The organism is Bradyrhizobium sp. AT1, from assembly GCF_001590795.1.
Lineage (GTDB): Bacteria > Pseudomonadota > Alphaproteobacteria > Rhizobiales > Xanthobacteraceae > Bradyrhizobium.
In genome coordinates, this window is sequence record NZ_JXDL01000001.1 from 1,380,873 (window position 1) to 1,394,217 (window position 13,345).

General features: G+C 65.9%; 13 protein-coding genes. 11 read left to right on the forward strand and 2 right to left on the reverse strand.

Annotated elements, in window-relative coordinates:
* The 8 genes from SE92_RS06550 to SE92_RS06585 form a co-directional block, all read left to right on the forward strand.
* A partial coding sequence (locus SE92_RS06550) for an ATP-binding protein (protein ID WP_157095848.1) occupies window positions 1–1,267 on the forward strand: 1,267 nt, incomplete at its 5' end.
* Between the two features lie 35 nt (window positions 1,268–1,302).
* On the forward strand, window positions 1,303–2,757 hold the full coding sequence (locus tag SE92_RS06555; RefSeq protein WP_063194994.1) for a sensor histidine kinase: 1,455 nt from the start codon (window positions 1,303–1,305) through the stop codon (window positions 2,755–2,757).
* A complete protein-coding gene (locus SE92_RS06560) occupies window positions 2,742–4,103 on the forward strand; it encodes a sigma-54-dependent transcriptional regulator (RefSeq protein WP_063194995.1) in 1,362 nt (453 codons plus the stop codon). The genes SE92_RS06555 and SE92_RS06560 overlap by 16 nt, the downstream gene beginning before the upstream one ends.
* A 110-nt stretch (window positions 4,104–4,213) precedes the next feature.
* Complete coding sequence (locus tag SE92_RS06565; RefSeq protein WP_063194996.1) at window positions 4,214–4,918, forward strand: hypothetical protein; 705 nt, start codon at window positions 4,214–4,216, stop codon at window positions 4,916–4,918.
* A 33-nt stretch (window positions 4,919–4,951) separates the two neighbouring features.
* Entirely contained in the window at window positions 4,952–5,557 is a 606-nt protein-coding gene (locus SE92_RS06570; RefSeq protein WP_063194997.1) for a hypothetical protein, read from the forward strand.
* 41 nt (window positions 5,558–5,598) lie between these two features.
* Window positions 5,599–6,858: an MFS transporter gene (locus tag SE92_RS06575; RefSeq protein WP_063194998.1), complete on the forward strand. Its 1,260-nt coding sequence runs from the start codon at window positions 5,599–5,601 to the stop codon at window positions 6,856–6,858.
* 25 nt (window positions 6,859–6,883) lie between these two features.
* Window positions 6,884–8,134, forward strand: coding sequence for an arsenic transporter (locus tag SE92_RS06580; protein ID WP_063194999.1), 1,251 nt, complete (start codon window positions 6,884–6,886; stop codon window positions 8,132–8,134).
* A gap of 97 nt (window positions 8,135–8,231) precedes the next feature.
* Complete coding sequence (locus SE92_RS06585; protein WP_063195000.1) at window positions 8,232–8,468, forward strand: hypothetical protein; 237 nt, start codon at window positions 8,232–8,234, stop codon at window positions 8,466–8,468.
* Window positions 8,469–8,521: 53 nt separating this feature from the next.
* Here the strand turns inward: SE92_RS06585 and SE92_RS06590 are convergent, their stop codons facing one another.
* Window positions 8,522–9,886 (reverse strand): MFS transporter, encoded by a 1,365-nt coding sequence (locus SE92_RS06590; protein ID WP_063195001.1) that lies wholly within the window; start codon window positions 9,884–9,886, stop codon window positions 8,522–8,524.
* A 25-nt stretch (window positions 9,887–9,911) separates the two neighbouring features.
* The gene (locus tag SE92_RS06595) at window positions 9,912–10,679 is read right to left on the reverse strand and encodes a GntR family transcriptional regulator (RefSeq protein ID WP_063195002.1); all 768 of its coding nucleotides are present in this window, start codon (window positions 10,677–10,679) and stop codon (window positions 9,912–9,914) included.
* Window positions 10,680–10,855: 176 nt separating this feature from the next.
* On the opposite strand from SE92_RS06595, the gene SE92_RS06600 reads away from it, so the two are divergent.
* The 3 genes from SE92_RS06600 to SE92_RS37055 all read left to right on the forward strand — a co-directional run.
* Complete coding sequence (locus SE92_RS06600) at window positions 10,856–12,055, forward strand: mandelate racemase/muconate lactonizing enzyme family protein (protein WP_063195003.1); 1,200 nt, start codon at window positions 10,856–10,858, stop codon at window positions 12,053–12,055.
* A gap of 12 nt (window positions 12,056–12,067) precedes the next feature.
* Complete coding sequence (locus SE92_RS06605; protein WP_063195004.1) at window positions 12,068–12,835, forward strand: SDR family oxidoreductase; 768 nt, start codon at window positions 12,068–12,070, stop codon at window positions 12,833–12,835.
* A 23-nt stretch (window positions 12,836–12,858) separates the two neighbouring features.
* A partial coding sequence (locus tag SE92_RS37055; RefSeq protein WP_245324476.1) for an alcohol dehydrogenase catalytic domain-containing protein occupies window positions 12,859–13,345 on the forward strand: 487 nt, incomplete at its 3' end.

A 13,345-nucleotide genomic window follows, 5' to 3' on the forward strand; every position in this document is an offset into this window, starting at 1 on the left:
CATCGGCGAGCGCGATTTCGATTTCGGCATGCGCCCCGTGCTCGACCGCCACGGCAACATCACCGGCGCAGTTCCCGAAGCCGTCGACATCACCGAGCGCCGGCGCGGCGAGGAAGCGTTGCGGCAGTCGCAGAAGATGGAGGCGATCGGCCAGCTCACCGGCGGTGTCGCGCACGATTTCAACAATCTCCTCACCATCATCCGCTCGGCCACCGACTTCCTGCGCCGGCGCGAGCTGCCGGAGGATCGCCGCCGCCGCTATGTCGACGCCATCTCCGACACGGTCGAGCGGGCCTCCAAGCTGACCGCGCAGCTCCTGGCGTTCGCGCGCCGCCAGCCGCTGAAGCCGCAGATCTTCAACGTCGGCAGCCAGGTCGAGGGCGTCGCCCAACTGGTCCGGCCCCTGGTCGGCGGCCGCATCGAGATCGTCGTCGAGGTCGACGATGCCGACTGCTTCACCGTGGCCGACATCGCCCAGTTCGAGACCGCGCTGATCAACCTCGCCATCAACGCCCGCGATGCCATGGACGGCGAAGGCCGCCTCACCATCGCCGTGCGCAAGGTTCAGGGCATTCCGAGCCTGCGCGCACAATCGGCGCGCGGCGGCGACTACGTCGCAATCTCCGTCACGGATACCGGAAGCGGCATCGCGCCGGACCATCTCGACTCGATCTTCGAGCCGTTCTTCACCACCAAGGAGGTCGGCAAGGGCACCGGCCTCGGCCTCAGCCAGGCCTTCGGCTTCGCAAAGCAGTCCGAGGGCGACATCGCGGTGACGAGCACGCAGGGCAAAGGCGCGACCTTCACCATCTATCTGCCGCAGGCGCAGAGCCCCGCCGCCGAGAAGGAAGCCGCGGCGCTGACCCACGAGGCCGCGACCACCGGGCGCGGCTACCGCGTGCTCGTGGTCGAGGACAATGACGATGTCGGCCAGTTCTCGACCGAGCTTCTGGAAGATCTCGGCTATGTCGTCCGCCGCGTCGCCAACGCCAATGCGGCCCTCGCCATCCTCGGCGAGAACGAATTCGCTGTCGACCTCGTGTTCTCCGACGTCATCATGCCCGGGATGAACGGCGTCGAGCTCGCCGGCACCATCCGCGAGCGCTATCCGGGCCTGCCCGTGGTGCTCACCTCCGGCTACAGCAACGTGCTCGCCGAAAACGCCCATCGCGGGTTCGAATTGATTCAGAAGCCGTATTCGGTGGAGTCGCTCTCACGGATTCTGCGCAAGGCGATCACGGAGAAATTATCGGTGGCGCGGCCATGAGCGGCCGATCTTCGGTCTCGCGCGTTCCTTAGCGCATGCGCTCGCTCCGCTCCCGACTGCTCGCCCTGTGGATCATGCTGGTGGTGTCCGGCATCGCCACCGGTTACCTCTTATTCGAATCCTTTCAGCAGACCGCGAACGCGCGGCTGGCGCGCTCGGAGGAACTGGCCGCGCGCGCTTGCCGCGACCTTGCCGATCGCTACCAGTTCTTCGTCACCGGCTGGAGCGGCGGCGAGATCGACGATCGGCTGAAGCAAGAGCTCGCAACGGTCGTCCAGACCGCGCTGTCCGGCGCTGTCGGCGTCGAAGGCGGCATCTGGCAAGCCGATGCAGGCTCGCTCGCCTACGCCTTCCCGACCTATGAAGGCACCGGACCGAAAACCGATCTGCCCGCGGCCGAGCTAAACACCATCCGTGACGTCAACGCCGAAGCGTTGCGCTCCGGCCGGCCGTCCTCGATCCGGCAGAGCGGCCGGTCACAAGTGCTGATCGTTCATGCCTGTCCGCTGCGAGGCCCGTTGAACGGCGCGACGGGATGGACCATGACGCGGGCGTTCACGTCGGAAGGCCCCGCTTACAATCAGCTGCTGGCCGGACTCTTGCTGCTTGCGCTGACGATCTTCGGCTCCGCCGCGTGGCTTGCGCGCGTGCTCTATGTCTGGTCACGCAAGATCAATCAGATCGAGGCCGCTCTGGGCGACCCGCAGGCCGGCACGATCGATCTGCCGACATTGTCCCGAACCGGGGCCCCCGAGCTCGACCGCCTGGTCGATGCGCTCAACGGCGCGGGCGAACGCCTGTCGGTCGAGCGCCGCCGCGCCGCCGCGGCCGAGCGTCTGGCCGCTCTCGGCCGGATGTCGGCGGGGCTTGCGCACGAAATCCGCAATCCCATCGCCGCGATGCGGCTGAAAGCGGAGAATGCGCTGGCCGTCGCCGACGGCTCGCGCAGTGCAGCGGCTCTCACGTCGATCCTCGAACAGGTCGACCGGCTCGATGTCCTCCTGCGCGATCTCCTGGAGATGACGCAGGCGCGCGAACCCCGGCTCGCGGAGGTCGATCTGGAGACCTTCCTGGCGCGCACGGTCGAGACTCACCGCGATCTTGCCACGACGCGAGAGATCGTGTTGACGGCGGGAACCGGGCCGGCGTCCTCACCGTTGCCGAAATTCGATCCGTCCCAGATGCAGCGGGCCCTCGACAATTTGATCATCAATGCCATTCAGAACTCGCCCGCGGGCGGCAAGATCGTCGTGGACGCGCGCCGGAGAGGCGACATGCTGCTGCTTCAGGTATCTGATACCGGTCCCGGAATTCCCGACGAGCTGCGCGAGCGCCTGTTTGAGCCATTCGTCACCGGCCGCACAGATGGCACCGGTCTGGGCCTCGCCATCGTCCGCGAAATCGCGCGCAATCATCGTGGCCATGTCCGCCTGATCCGGTCCGTCGGCGGCGCCGAATTCGAGATCGAGGTGCCATGGCAACCGTCCTGATCATTGACGACGACCGCGCCCTGCGCGAGGGCCTCGCCGAGGCGCTCGCCGATCTCGGCCATGAACCCCGCCTCGCCGCGTCCGGCCGCGAAGGTCTGGCGGCGCTGAGCGACGACGTCGATGCGGTGTTGCTCGATCTGCGCATGCCGGGCGGCATGGACGGGATCGAGGTTCTGCGCCGTATCCGCGCCAAGACCGGCGGCCCGCACGTCGTCGTGCTGACCGCCTTCGCCAGCGCTGCCAACACGATCGAGGCCATGCGCCTAGGCGCTTTCGATCACCTCAGCAAGCCGGTCGGACGCGCGGAGCTGAAGGCTTTGCTGGATCGCCTGCCGCCGCGCGCGCCGGCTCTCGCCGCGCCGGCGGACGATGCCGAAGACGGCTTGATCGGGTCGAGCGAACCCATGCGCGTCGTGCAGAAGGCAATCGGTCTTGCGGCCGACAGCGACGCCAGCGTGCTGATCCGCGGCGAGACCGGCACCGGCAAGGAGCTGGTGGCGCGCGCGCTGCACATTCATGGCAAGCGCAAGGACGGTCCCTTCGTCGCGGTCAATTGTGCGGCGATCCCCGAAGACCTCCTGGAAAGCGAGTTGTTCGGCCACATCAAGGGATCCTTCACGGGCGCGACGGCCGATCGCTCCGGCGCCTTCCGCGACGCCGCGGGCGGCACGCTGTTTCTCGACGAGATCGGCGACATGCCGCTGCCGATGCAGGCGAAGATCCTCCGCGCCTTGCAGGAGCAGGTGATCACGCCGGTCGGAGGCCGGCCCGTGCGCACCAATGCACGCATCATCGCTGCGACCCACCGGGATCTCGCCAGGCTCGCGGCGACCGGCGACTTCCGCGAGGATCTTTATTACCGGCTCGACGTGGTTCAGATCGCATTGCCTCCGCTGCGCGATCGCGTGGCGGATATCGTGCCGCTCGCCAGGCACTTTCTTGCACGCGCGGGAGCAAGCAGCGGCCGGCAGAAACAGCTCAGCGAGGCCGCAATCGACAAATTGCAGCGCTATCCCTGGCCCGGCAACGTCCGCGAACTGCGCAACGCGATCGAACGCGCCTGCATCATGACACGCGGCGATGTGATCGGAGCTGACGACATCGACACCAGTGCATCCCCGGCGGCAGCGATCCCGGCGCCGGATGATGCGGACCTGCCGGCGGCGGTCGCTCAGCTCGAGAAGCAGATGATCGAGCGCGCGCTGGCGGCCTGCGCCGGCAATCGCACCGAAGCGGCCCGCCGGCTCAACATCAACCGCCAGCTGCTCTACACCAAGATGCAGCGCTATGGGCTTGCCGAGGTGTCAGAAAAGCTGACGGACCGCGTCGGGAAAGACGACGGCTGACACCGCCGGCGCGAGCAAAACTCCTTTCAAATCAAGCGCTTTGCGACTGGCACATCGCTTGCTCAAGCCTGTGCAAGCGATCAGGTCGCGATACCGAGAGGAGTTATTCCATGAAGACGACACCCATCCGTGCGCTGTTCTGGGTGCTGCTCGCCACCACGGCGATCGGCAGCGGGGCAGCCGCCTATTCGCAAGCTCGGGATCCCATGTGGGATTCCTCGCAGCTTCCGGAATCCCGCGGGACCGTCAAGCAATACACCTTGACGCCCCGCGGCGACGTCGACGGAATCATCCTCACCGACGGCACCGAAGTGAAGCTGCCGCCGCATCTCAGCGCCCAGACGGTGTTTGCGATCCGCCCGGGTGACCAGGTCTCGGTGCGCGGCTTGCGCGCCCGCGCAATTCCGCTGGTCGACGCTGCGTCGATCACCAATGTCACAACCGGCAAGAGCGTCGTCGACAACGGTCCGCCGGACCGGCTCGGTGCAAATAACGACCAGACCATCAGCGGCCGCATCGCCCTGCAATTGCACGGCAAGCGCGGCGAGGTGAACGGCGTCGTGCTCGACGACGGCACCACATTGCGCCTGCCGCCCCCGGAGGCCGAACGCGTTCAGGACCAGCTCATCCAGGGACGAAGCATCTCTGTGCGTGGCAACGTCCTCGATACCGCCCTCGGCAAGGTCGTCGACGTGCGCGCGATCGGCGCCTCGCCGGAGCAGATGACCGAGGTGCGCGGCCCTCGCCCGCCCGGACCGGCTGACGGCCCGGATCGTCGTGGACCCCCGCCACCGCCTCCGCCGCCGCGCGGCTGATCCACGCTTCACATCAACAGGAAGAGCTAAATCATGCATTGGATCGACCCTGACAGCCTGCCGGAGACCGCAGGCACCTTTGAGCGCTTCGTGCTCAATCCTCACGGTGAAGTCGACGGCTTCGTTTTGAGAGACAGGAAAACGGTCGTCCTCGTTCATACGCCGCCGCATATGGACAAGGAGATCACCCGTCATCTCAGGCAAGGTGAGATGGTTCGCGTCCGCGGTGTGCGACCGCGCGGCGCGAACCTGCTGGCTGCGGTCGCGGTCACTACCGCGGCCGGTCGCGAGATCGTGGACAATGGCCCGGACCACGATCGCGAGCATCCGAAGGTGAAGCACGCCCCGACGGCGGCCGAAGGCAAGGTCGAGCTGTCGCTGTTCGGGCCCAAGGGCGAGTTGCGCGGCGCGCTCCTGGCCGACGGCACCGTCCTGCGGGTCGGGCCGAAGGAAGCCGAGCATGTCGCAGCGCTGCTTGCCCCCGGTGCGATGGTCGCAGCGCGCGGCGACGGGCTTCAGACCAGGCACGGCCGCGTGATCCATGTCGACGAGATCGGCCCCGACGAGGATCAGCTGAAGCCGATCAAGAAGAAGGACAAGAAGCCGAAGCACGGCCATCCGCACGCCCACGCGGCCTGACGATACGCTTCACAGGACGCTTGGCGAGGAAGAGGACAATCATGTCAGACACGCATGACAAGGCGCGGGCCGGCCGCGCACTGGATGCCGCCAACTTCTTCCTCGCCGACGTCCGTGACGGTCTCGGCCCCTACCTCGCCGTCTATCTGCTCACCGAGCAGCACTGGGACGAGGCGCGCATCGGCCTCGTGATGTCGGTCGCGACCATCGCCGGCATCCTCGCCCAGACGCCGGCCGGCGCGCTGGTGGATGCGACCCGCGCGAAGCGGACAGTGATGGCGGTGGCAGCGATCCTGGTGACGCTCGCATCATTGTCGCTGCCGCTGTTCCCGAGCTTCCTGCCCGTGGCGATCTCGCAAGGGATCGCACAGGCTGCCGGCGTCATCTTTCCGCCGGCGATCGCCGCCGTGTCGCTTGGCATCTTCGGTCATCGCGCCTTCACCAAGCGGATCGGCCGCAACGAGACGTTCAACCATGCCGGCAACGCCGTCGCCGCGGGCCTCGCGGGGCTGTCGGCCTATTGGTTTGGACCGACGGTCGTGTTCTATCTGCTCGGCGGCATGGCCATCGCAAGTCTCGTCAGCATCCTCGCCATTCCCGAACGGGCGATCGATCACGATCTCGCGCGCGGGCTGGACGGGACGAACGATGCCGAGCACCACGAGCAGCCATCGGGGCTGAAGGTGCTGCTGACCTGCCGCCCGCTGCTCGTCTTCGCAATCTGCGCGCTGCTGTTCCATCTCTCCAATGCGGCGATGCTGCCGCTGGTCGGGCAGAAGCTGGCATTGCAAGACAAGAACATGGGCACCAGCCTGATGTCCGCCTGCATCGTCGCGGCGCAATTGGTGATGGTGCCGTTCGCCATGCTGGTCGGCGCCAGGGCCGACCGCTGGGGCCACAAGCGCTTCTTCCTCGCTGCGCTGTTGATCCTGCCAATCCGCGGCGCGCTCTACACGCTCTCCGACAATCCGTTCTGGCTGGTCGGGGTGCAGCTGCTCGATGGTGTCGGCGCCGGCATTTTTGGTGTGATCTTTCCCGTCATCGTCGCCGACCTGATGCGCAACACCGGCCGCTTCAACGTCGCGCAAGGCGCCGTCATCACCGCCCAGAGCATCGGCGCGGCGCTGTCGACGACGCTGGCCGGATTCGTCGTGGTCGGCGCGGGCTACAGCGCGGCGTTCATCAGCCTCGGCATCGTCGCCGCGATCGGCGCCGTCATCTGTGTTGTTGCCCTGCCCGAAACGCGGCATGGCGCACAGGGGGAGACAGCGGCGCCGTCATCCGCTATCGCTGCCGAATGAACTCATCTCACGTCAAGGACTGAACGTGCCGTCTGACGCCATCTGGGCCTGGAGCATCATCGTCGTCGCGACCGCTTGCGTCATCATCCGGCCGTTTCGCCTCCCGGAGGCGATCTGGGCCGTGATCGGCGCTGGCGCCCTGGTGCTGTCGGGCTTGCTGCCGTGGCGGGACGCGCTCACCGGCATCGAAAAAGGCGTCGACGTTTACCTCTTTCTGATCGGGATGATGCTGATCGCCGAGCTGGCGCGGCTCGAGGGCCTGTTCGACTATCTCGCCGCGCTCGCGGTGGAATACGCGGCGGGCTCACCGCAGCGGCTGTTCCTGCTGATCTATCTGGTCGGCACGCTCGTCACCGTGCTGCTCTCCAACGATGCCACCGCGATCGTGCTGACGCCAGCCGTCTATGCCGCGACGCGCGCGGCCGGCGCAAAGCCGCTGCCCTATCTGTTCATCTGCGCCTTCATCGCCAATGCCGCGAGCTTCGTGCTGCCGATCTCCAACCCCGCCAATCTCGTCGTTTTCGGCGCGCGGATGCCCGAGCTCAGCGAATGGCTGCGCCTGTTCGCCCTGCCCTCGGCGGCCTCGATCCTGCTGACCTACATCGTACTGCGGCTGACTCAGCACCGCGCGCTCAAGGAGGAGACGATCGCGCGCAGCGTGCCGCATCCCAAGCTCGGCCGCGGCGGCAAGCTGACGGCCATCGGCATCGTCGCCATCGGAATCGTGCTGGTCACGGCGTCGGCGCTGGACAAGCCGCTCGGCCTGCCGACCTTCATCTGCGGCGGCGTGACGGCCGCGATCGTGCTGCTGATCAGCCGGCAATCGCCCCTGCCGGTGCTGCGCGGCGTGTCCTGGAGCGTGCTGCCGCTGGTCGGCGGGCTCTTTATCATGGTAGAAGCACTGATCAGGACCGGCGTGATCGCGCAGCTCAGCGCGCTGCTGCACCAGGCGGTGGCCCAATCGGTGCCGCAGGCGGCCTGGAGCGTCGGCATCGCCACCGCCATCGCCACGAATATCGCCAACAACCTGCCGGTTGGCCTCGTCGCCGGCTCGGTCGCCGCCAGCGATCATCTGCCCGCCCCGGTCGTCAGCGCCATCCTGATCGGCGTCGACCTCGGCCCCAATCTGTCGGTGACCGGATCGCTCGCCACCATCCTCTGGCTGGTCGCGCTCCGGCGGGAGAAGATCGAGGTCGGCGCCTGGCCGTTCCTCAAGCTCGGCCTGCTGGTGACCCCGCCGGCCCTGATCGCGGCGCTGGCGGCGGCGATCCGATAAACGCACGCTCTTTGCGGCGTATCAATGTGGCCCGTAAGGCCGGAGCTACACTTCAACTTGTCGCGCGGCCTCATCGGGCGCGGCAAGGAGATCCATCATGCAGATCCAGTCAAAGGCATTGCCGCAGAGCTTTTCCCTGCGCCGTTCGTTTCAGGGCTTCATCGCGCCGAGCCAGGGCGGGGCTGAAACGTCCCACCCATTGCTCCTCGTCACGGCCGTGGCGCTGCTGACCCTGTTCGCGATCGTGGAGATCGACCTGCACAGCGCTCAGCTCCAGGCGATCGGCCTGCTCAGCCATGGCACCGGGATTGATCCAGTCTTCCTGAGCCCGTAGCCCTATCGGGCTCCCGATCGCGGCGATGACGCCGCGACCGGGCTCGCGCGTCGTCAGTCGTTCTCGTAGCCGTAGACTTCCGGCAGGATGAAGATTGCGGCGAGCAATCCGATCAGCGGGAAGATCGCGACCATCAGCGTGGCATTGGCCTGCCCGATCGCGGCGAACACCGTCGGGAACAGGAAGATCGCCAGGAACGACGGCAGCTTGACGAACATGTAGGCGAAGCCGCTGGCGGTACCGCGATATTTCGGCTTGGCGACCATGGTCGGGATCGTCATGCAGTTCGACGCATCCCAATAATGGCCCCACAGCATCGCGGCGGCCGCGAACGGCAGCAGGATCTTGTTGTCGGTGTAGAGCGCGAAGGCTGCGACCAGCAGCGCGGCCAGCACGATCGAGAAGCCCGCGATCGAGATGCCGCGGTGGCCGATCTTCGGCGTCAGCAGCGGACCGACCCAGCCCGACAGGGCGGCGAAGGAGAACAGCGCCATCGTCACCAAATTGATGCCGAGCACGCTGGACACGCCGACCATCACGAACAGCACCGGCAGATAGAACGCGAAGGTCGAGAATTCGCTGGCCTGCGCGAAGCAGGCAATCCAGCCGTAGAGCGTGGCGCGCCAGCGAATCGGATCCTTCTTGAGGTCGGCGAGGAAGGCGCGGGTCGAGACCTTCGGCACCTCGACGTCGTGGTCCGGCAGCATGTCGAGGTTGTCGTTGAACATCTCGCGCGCGACCTGCTTGGCCTCGCGGTAGCGTCCCTTCTGCACCAGCCAGACGGCGGTCTCGGGCACGTCGTGCCGCATGACCAGAATGATCAGCGCCGGCAGCGCGCCGAGACCGAGCGTCACGCGCCACAGCATCTCGTGCTGCATGTCGATCAACAGGAAGATCACGATGACGCCGATGGTGAGGACTTCGCCGACGGCGAACATGAACTGCCAGCGGTTGCCCATGACCTCGCGCTCACCCTTGGCCATGGATTCCATGATGTAGGTGTAGCCGGTCGAGATGTCCGAGCCGAGCGGGATGCCGAGCAGGAAGCGGATCACGATCAGCCAGGTGACATTGGGCACGAAGGCCTGCGCCAGCGCCAGCACGATGAACATCACCATCGTCACCAGGAACATGACGCGGCGACCGATCTTGTCGGACAGCCAGCCGCCCAGCAACGCGCCGATCATCGCGCCGCCTTGCGTGCCGGCCGCGGCAAGGCCGAGCATCAGCGGATCGGGATTGTACTGCTCCTTGATGAAGATCAGCACGAAGGCGATCGAATAGAGATCCCAGGCCTCGACCAGGATCGAGGCCATCATCAGCCAGCCGACCTTGTTGCCCTTGGGACTGTAGTTGGTGATGAGATAGCGGACCGCAGCTTCGCTCGCGGTTGGTTGTGGCATTGCCATCGTTGACATTTCTTGGTCCTCTCTTCGAAACTCTCTACTTGCCGAGCAGCGGCTCGATGCTGCAATCGAGCAGGCGCGGGTCGATCCCCGCTTCCATGCCGGTGAATATCTCGCCCATGTAGTCGATCAGCCCATCGCTCGCCTTCACCGCGTCCTCGCCGCGCCGGGAGGCCACCGCGGCGAGAATGGCGAGATGACGATCGATCGTGCCCGACAGGTCGGCCTGTCCCGGCATGAAGCGGTGGTGGATGTAGCCGATGCGCCGGTACAGCGTGTGCAGCGGCCGCAGCGTATGCACCAGGAACGGCTCGCCGGCCGCTTCCAGCACCAGCGCGTCGATGCGGCGGTCGATGTGGTTGAATTCGTCGAGGGTGAGGCTGGCACGGCGCTCGCGCAGGAGACGCTCGATATGCAGCGCCTGATTGCGATGCGAGAGGCTGGCACGATCGGCCGCAAGGCGGATCACGAAACGCTCCATGTCGCGGCGCAAGGCCAGCAGCATGCGCTCCCGCGCGAGATCGATCGGCGCGATGTGCAGGCCGTGACGCGGACGGATGATGATGAGCGTGTCGGCGGACAGACGATTGACGGCGTGATGCACCGGCGTACGGCCGAAACCGGTGATCTGCTGCAACTCCAGCATCGTCATGAACTGTCCGGGCTTGAGCTCGCAATGAACGAGTAGCTCTTCGATCTTCTGATAAGCCAGCTCGAAGAAATTGAGCCGGTTGCGCCGCGAGGGCTTGCCCTCGCCGTCGTCGTCGTTCCTCACCAACTCGAGCGCGCGCTTGCGCTTTGCCATCTCGTTCTCTCCCGTCAGGTCCGCGCTCGTTGCTCGTTGGCGCCCTATTTGTGGCAGCCTTAAAACATGTTGTGATATATTACAAGCAGCGGTAAGACATCCGCGAAAACTGCAGCATGTTGCAGTGCAAAATGAGACGTCAGGCGCGAGGCGCCCGTGATGGGAGGAGAGTTGCCGTGAAGATCACGTCGATCGAGACGCTGCGCACCGAGGAATTCTCCAACGTCATCTGGGTCCGCGTTCATACCGACACCGGCATGATCGGTCTCGGCGAAACCTTCTACGGCGCCGGCGCTGTCGAGGCGCAGATCCACGACACCTTTGCCGGCCGCCTGCTCGGCCGCAATCCCCTGCACATCGAAGCCATCCATCGCGACATGCTGAACCTGCCGATGGCGCAGTCCTCCACCGGCGTCGAATATCGCGCGGCCTCCGCGATCGACATCGCGCTATGGGACCTGTTCGGCAAGGTCTGCAATCAGCCGGTTCACCAGATGCTCGGCGGCCTCTGCCGCGACAAGCAGCGCATCTACAACACCTGCGCCGGCACGCAATATGTGCGCTCGACCAATATCAGCCCGGTCGCGAACTGGAATCTGGGTGCCAACAAGGGGCCCTATGAGGATCTCGACGGCTTCATGAACCGCGCCGATGCGCTCGCCGAAAGCCTGCTGGAAAGCGGCATCTCCGCGATGAAGATCTGGCCGTTCGACCCGGCGGCCCAGGAGAACAAGGGACTCTACATCACCGCCGCGCAGATGAAGCAGGCGATCGAGCCGTTCGAGAAGATCCGCAAGGCCGTCGGCGACAAGATGGAGATCATGGTCGAGCTGCATTCGCTGTGGAATCTGCCAACCGCCAAGCAGATTGCGCGCGCGCTCGAGCCTTACAAGCCGACCTGGTACGAGGACCCGATCCGGATGAACTCGCCGCAGGCGCTGGCCGAATACGCCCGCTCGACCGACGTCTGGGTCTGCGCTTCCGAGACGCTGGGCTCGCGCTTCCCCTACAAAGACATGCTCGACCGCGACGCCATGCACGTGGTGATGGCGGATCTGTGCTGGACCGGCGGACTCACCGAGGGCCGCAAGATCGCGGCGATGGCCGAGACCTATCACCGGCCCTTTGCGCCTCATGACTGCATCGGCCCGATCGGCTTCATCGCGGCCATCCACATGTCGTTCAGTCAGCCCAACACCCTGATCCAGGAATCGGTGCGTGCGTTCTACAAGGGCTGGTACAATGAGCTCGTGACCACGATGCCGACGATCAAGGATGGCTACGTCTTCCCGATGGATGGCCCCGGCCTCGGCGTCGACCTGCTGCCCGCCGTCTTCGAGCGCACCGATCTCATCGTGCGCCGCTCCAACGTCTGAGGATTTTTTGAGATGAGCACCGCCCTGTTCGACCTCTCCGGCCGTACCGCACTCGTGACCGGCTCCTCCCGCGGGCTCGGCCGCGCTATCGCCGAGGGCATGGCGAAGGCCGGCGCGAAGATCATCATCAACGGCGTCGACCCCAAGCGCGTCGAGCAGGCTGTCGCCGAGTTTCGTGCCGCCGGGCATCAGGCCGAAGGCGCCGCGTTCAACGTCACCGACGAGCCCGCGATCGTCGCCGCCTTCGACGACTTCGACAAGAAGGGCATCGCCATCGATATCCTCGTCAACAATGCCGGCATCCAGCACCGCAAGCCGCTGGTCGAGTTCACCACCGACGAATGGCGCAAGGTGATCGAGACCGACCTCACCAGCGCCTTCGTGATCGGCCGCGAGGCCGGCAAGCGCATGATCCCACGCAAGCACGGCAAGATCATCAATATCGGCTCGCTCGGCAGCGAGCTCGCGCGGCCAACGATTGCGCCCTACACGGCGGCCAAGGGCGGCATCAAGAACCTCACCCGCTCGATGGCGGTGGAATGGGCCCAGCACGGCATCCAGGCCAACGCGATCGGCCCAGGCTACATGCTGACAGACATGAACGAGGCGCTGGTCAACAACACCGATTTCAACAATTGGCTGATGGGCCGCATCCCCTCCAAGCGCTGGGGCAAGCCGGACGAGCTGGTCGGCGCCGCGATCTTCCTGGCCTCGGACGCCTCCACCTACGTCAACGGCCAGATCATCTATGTCGATGGCGGCATGATCGCTGCGATGTAAATCTGCGAACAGGAAACAAGACCATGCGCGCCGTCGTCATTCACGCCCCGAAGGATCTGCGGATCGACCTCTACCCCGACCCAGCGCCCGGCCCGGGCGAGGTTCGCGTCAAGATCGCCAATGGCGGCATCTGCGGCTCCGACCTGCACTATTACCATCACGGCGGCTTCGGCGTCGTGCGCATCCAGCAGCCGATGGCGCTGGGGCATGAGATCGCAGGCGTGGTCGCCGCCGTCGGTGACGGCGTCACCAATGTGAAAGCCGGCACGCGCGTCGCGGTCAATCCGAGCAAGCCGTGCGGCCAGTGCCTGCATTGCCAGGAAGGCATGCGCAACCAGTGCCTCGACATGCGCTTCCTCGGCAGCGCGATGCGCTTTCCGCATGTGCAAGGCGGCTTCCGCGAGTTCGTCACCGTCGACGCCACGCAGTCGGTGCCGATCGCCGACAGACTGTCGCTGGCGGAAGCCGCGGTCGCCGAACCGCTCGCGGTGTGCCTGCATGCCGGCAAGC